The sequence below is a fragment of the Microbacterium sp. ISL-103 genome, assembly GCF_018613995.1.
Classification (GTDB): domain Bacteria; phylum Actinomycetota; class Actinomycetes; order Actinomycetales; family Microbacteriaceae; genus Microbacterium.
Map to the genome: position 1 here is coordinate 1 of NZ_JAGGPD010000071.1, position 3,283 is coordinate 3,283.

2 protein-coding genes are annotated in these 3,283 nt (G+C 65.5%); both read left to right on the forward strand.

What is annotated here, in order from left to right:
• A partial coding sequence (locus tag J7E68_RS03255) for an ABC transporter ATP-binding protein (RefSeq protein WP_215169805.1) occupies window positions 1–1,409 on the forward strand: 1,409 nt, incomplete at its 5' end.
• Window positions 1,410–1,526: 117 nt separating this feature from the next.
• On the forward strand, window positions 1,527–3,233 hold the full coding sequence (locus J7E68_RS03260; RefSeq protein ID WP_215169807.1) for an ABC transporter family substrate-binding protein: 1,707 nt from the start codon (window positions 1,527–1,529) through the stop codon (window positions 3,231–3,233).
• Window positions 3,234–3,283 lie beyond the last annotated feature (50 nt).

Below are 3,283 nucleotides of genomic sequence, written 5' to 3' on the forward strand. Positions count from 1 at the left end.
TCATCGCCGACGAGCCGACCACCGCGCTCGACGTGACCATCCAGGCGCAGATCCTCGAGCTCATGGAGAAGGCGCAGGAAGAGACCGGCGCCGCGATGATGATCATCACGCACGACATGGGCGTGGTGGCCAAGACCGCCGACGACGTGCTCGTGATGTACGCGGGCAAGCCCGTCGAGCAGGCCCCAGTGCGCGAGCTGTTCTACCGCACCCGGATGCCCTACTCGATCGGCCTCCTCGGAGCCATCCCTCGCGTCGACAAGCACGAGAAGGTGCCGCTGATCCCGATCAAGGGCAATCCGCCGCTGCTGATCAACCTGCCGGATGCCTGCCCGTTCGCCGCGCGCTGCCCCATCGCGATCGACGCATGCCGTGAGCGCGAGCCCGAACTGCTGCCCGTCACCACGAGCGGTCACGCCGATCACTCGGTCGCGTGCATCCGCGCGGACGACATCGACGATGACGGGATGATCGGCGGGCTGCCGGTGTTCCCGATCCCGGAGATCCCCGAGAGCAGCCTCGCCAAGGTGCCGCGCGAGGATCGCCCGATCACTCTCGAGGCAGTCAACCTGAACAAGACGTTCCCGCTGATGAAGGGCGCGCTGTTCAAGCGCAAGGTCGGCGAGGTGCACGCCGTGAAGGGCATCAGCTTCGACATCCGTCAGGGCGAGACCCTCGCGATCGTGGGCGAGTCCGGCAGCGGCAAGACCACGACCCTGCTGCAGATCATGGACCTCGTCGCCCAGGAGGACGGCGACATCCGGATCGGCGGCACGAGCGTCGCCGACATCAAGAACCGGGCGGAGGAGCGCAGGATCCGCCGAGACCTGCAGATCGGCTTCCAGGACCCCATGGGTGCGCTCGACCCGCGCATGACGGTGTGGGACATCATCGCCGAGCCGATGTTCGCGATCGGTATGAGCAAGGACGACGTGTTCGACCGCGTCGAAGAGCTCATGGGCCTCGTGGGTCTCGACCCCGCGCACAGCGACAGGTTCCCCCAAGCGTTCTCGGGTGGTCAGCGTCAGCGCATCGGCATCGCGCGTGCACTGTCGACGAACCCGAAGATCGTGGTGCTCGACGAGCCGGTGTCGGCCCTCGACGTGTCGATCCAGGCCGGCGTCATCAACCTGCTCGACGAGCTGAAGGCCAAACTCGGCCTGTCGTACCTCTTCGTCGCGCACGACCTGGCCGTGGTTCGGCACATCGCCGACCGCGTCGCCGTGATGTACAAGGGCTCGTTCGTCGAGCACGGAGACGTCGATCAGGTGTTCGACGATCCGCAGCATCCGTACACGAAGGCACTGCTGTCGGCGATCCCGATTCCCGACCCCGACATCGAGCGCACACGCGAGCGGATCATCCTCCCGGTCGAGGGATTCGACGCGGAGACCGCGGCCGCGAGCTGACCCGTGCACCGATGTGCACAGTCCGGTAACGGTTCTGTGTCGCAGGGGTTTCGCCCGCAAGATGCGGGGTTAGTCTGCCCCTATCCCAAGTAAGGCCGACAGGCACTAAGGAGTACCATGAAACGGCATCAGAAGCTGATGGGCATCGCTGCTCTCGGCGCCGCCTTCGCACTCGTCATGAGCGGATGTGCGCCGGCAGGCGGAAGCAATGGCGAGGGCGACACCCCTCAGACTGTCGAAGGCGCGGACTACAACCCGCAGCCCCGCGAGAACCTCGCAGAGGGTGGCGAGCTCCGCATCCCCGTGTCGAACATCGCCGAGCAGCTGAACTACTTCCACAGCGACGGTGACGCACGCGTCACCCAGATCGCTACGTGGTTCCGCCCGCAGATCCTGCTGATGGATCCCGACGGCACCGTCAAGAAGAACGACGCGTACCTCGACGACTACTCGTTCGGCATCGAGGACGGCAAGACCGTCCTGCACTTCAAGGTCAACGAGAAGGCCGTCTGGAACGACGGAACCCCCATCGACGTCACCGCGTTCAAGGCCACCTGGGAAGCGAACAGCGGCGAGAACGAGGAGTACCAGCCCAACGCGACCGACGGCTGGAAGGAGATCGATTCCGTCGAGGCCGGCGAGAACGACCGCGACGTCATCGTGACCTTCAAGGGCGAGTTCGCCTGGCCTGAGATGGTCTACTCGCAGCTGCTGCACCCGGACGTCAACACGCCCGAGCTCTTCAACACCGCGTTCCTCGGCGACTGGCACCCGGAGTGGGCAGCCGGTCCCTACACGGTCGACGACTACGACAAGACCGGTGGCGTCGTCACCCTCGTCCCGAACGAGAAGTGGTGGGGCAATGCTCCGCTGCTCGACAAGGTGACCTTCATCCAGATGGAGCCGACCGCCGCCGTCAACGCGCTGCGCAACGGCGAGGTCGACATGGCCGAGACCGGCAGCGCCGAACTCCTCGCGCAGGTCGACGGCCTCGAGGGCGTCGAGACCTACAAGGGTCAGGCGACCGGTAACGCCATCTTCACGCTGAACTCCGCCAACCCCGTGCTGGCCGACCTCGACGTCCGCAAGGCGATCTTCGAGGCGATCAGCATCGAGCAGGTCAAGGAGATCGTCTTCAACGGCCTGAACTACACCGAGGAGCCCGCCGGCTCGCTCACGCTGTTCTCGTTCCAGCCGAACTACGTCAACGCCCTGGAAGAGGCCGGCCGCAAGGACGGCGACACCGACGGCGCCAACAAGCTGCTCGATGAGGCCGGCTGGGTCGTCGGTGAAGACGGAATCCGCGAGAAGGACGGTGAGCGCCTGTCGCTCGTCTTCCCGAACCACTCCGACACCGAGACGGCCCGCGCCCGCTCGCTCGCCGTGCAGGCGCAGCTGAAGGAGGTCGGCGTCGAGGTGACGATCGACACCCGTCCGTCTGCCGATTTCGCCGAGGACTACACCACGCAGAACGGCGACATCTTCTTCCTCTCCTTCACGTCGTCCGACCCGTTCGGTGCTGCCTGGTTCTGCCAGCTGTACTGCTCGGACAGCGGCCTGAACCTGTCGGGCACCGGCACGCCGGAGATCGACAAGATGATCCACGACGAGCTGGAGACGATCTCCGACCCGGAGGAGCAGACCAAGAAGGCCATGGAGATGGAGTCCGAGATCTTCGCCCAGACCTGGGGCATCATCCCGGTTCTCAACGGCCCGGAGATCTGGACCGTCAAGGAGGGTCTCGCCAACCTCACGCCCGAGCCGTACTCGGGACTCGACCTCTTCGGCATCACGCCGGTCGAGAACGTGGGATACGAGAAGTGATCCATCCGGAGGCCTGATCCGTCAGGGCTTCGCGGCGGGGTCGGGGGTTC